Origin of the sequence: Paraburkholderia sp. LEh10, from assembly GCF_017814945.1 — a bacterium.
In the GTDB taxonomy this organism is placed as follows: Bacteria; Pseudomonadota; Gammaproteobacteria; order Burkholderiales; family Burkholderiaceae; genus Paraburkholderia.
The window spans coordinates 1-1,244 of record NZ_JAGIPX010000203.1; the positions used below are offsets into that span (position 1 = coordinate 1).

Genomic DNA, 1,244 nt, shown 5'->3' on the forward strand with positions numbered 1-1,244 from the left:
GTTCAGATCGCGCCGCACGCCCTGAGCGCTTCGATCTGCGCGGACGAATAGCCGAGTTCGGCCATCACTTCATCCGTATGTTCGCCGAGCAGCGGCGAGCGCGTCACTTGCGTCGGGCTGTCCGACAGCTTGATCGGGTTGCCCACCGTCAGATACTTGCCCCGCACGGGATGATCGACCTCGACGATCGTGCCCGTGCGGCGCAGCGATTCGTCTTGCGCGATCTCCTTCATCGACAGGATCGGTCCGCACGGAATGTCGTACCGGTTCAGGATCTCCATCGCCTCGAACTTGGTCTTCGTCATCGTCCAGCGCTCGATCTCCGCGAAGATCTCCTGCAGCCGCGGCAGCCGTGCGTTCGGCGTCGCGTACTGCGGGTCCGTCGCCCACTCTTCCCGGCCGATCACGTTGCAGATCTTCGCCCACACGGGCGCCTGCGTGATGAAGTAGATGTACGCGTTCGGGTCGTGCTCCCAGCCCTTGCACTTCAGGATCCAGCCCGGCTGGCCGCCGCCCGACGCATTGCCCGCCCGCGGCACCGCCTCGCCGAACGTGCCGTTCGGGTACTGCGGGTACTCCTTCATCACGCCCGTGCGCTCCAGCCGCTGCTGGTCGCGCAGCTTCACGCGGCACAGGTTCAGCACGCCGTCCTGCATCGCCGCGAGCACCTTCTGGCCACGGCCCGTCATCGTGCGCTGATAGAGCGCCGTGACGATGCCCAGCGCCAGATGCAGGCCCGTGCCGCTGTCGCCGATCTGCGCGCCCGTCACCACGGGCGGACCGTCGTCGAAGCCCGTCGTCGAGGCCGCGCCGCCCACGCACTGCGCGACGTTCTCGTACACCTTGCAGTCCTCGTACGGCCCGGGCCCGAAGCCCTTCACCGACGCGACGATCATGCGCGGATTCAGTTCCTGGATGCGCTCCCAGCTGAAGCCCATCCGCTCCAGCGCGCCCGGCGCGAAGTTCTCGACCAGCACGTCGCACTTCTGGATCAGCGCCTCGAGCACCAGCTTGCCTTCGGGATTCTTCGTGTCGATGGTCACCGAGCGCTTGTTGTGGTTGAGCATCGTGAAGTACAGGCTGTCCGCGTCGGGGATGTCACGCAGCTGTTCGCGCGTGATGTCGCCCGCGCCCGCGCGCTCCACCTTGATCACGTCCGCGCCGAACCATGCGAGCAGTTGCGTGCAGGTCGGCCCCGATTGCACATGCGTGAAATCGAGAATGCGCACACCGTCGAGTGCCTT

At 66.2% G+C, this 1,244-nt stretch carries 1 protein-coding gene; it reads right to left on the reverse strand.

All coding sequences use genetic code 11. The annotated features are described in order from the left end of the window. Positions 1–2: 2 nt before the first annotated feature. On the reverse strand, positions 3–1,244 hold a 1,242-nt coding region (frc, locus tag J8I87_RS43935; protein WP_245254633.1), incomplete at its 5' end, for a formyl-CoA transferase.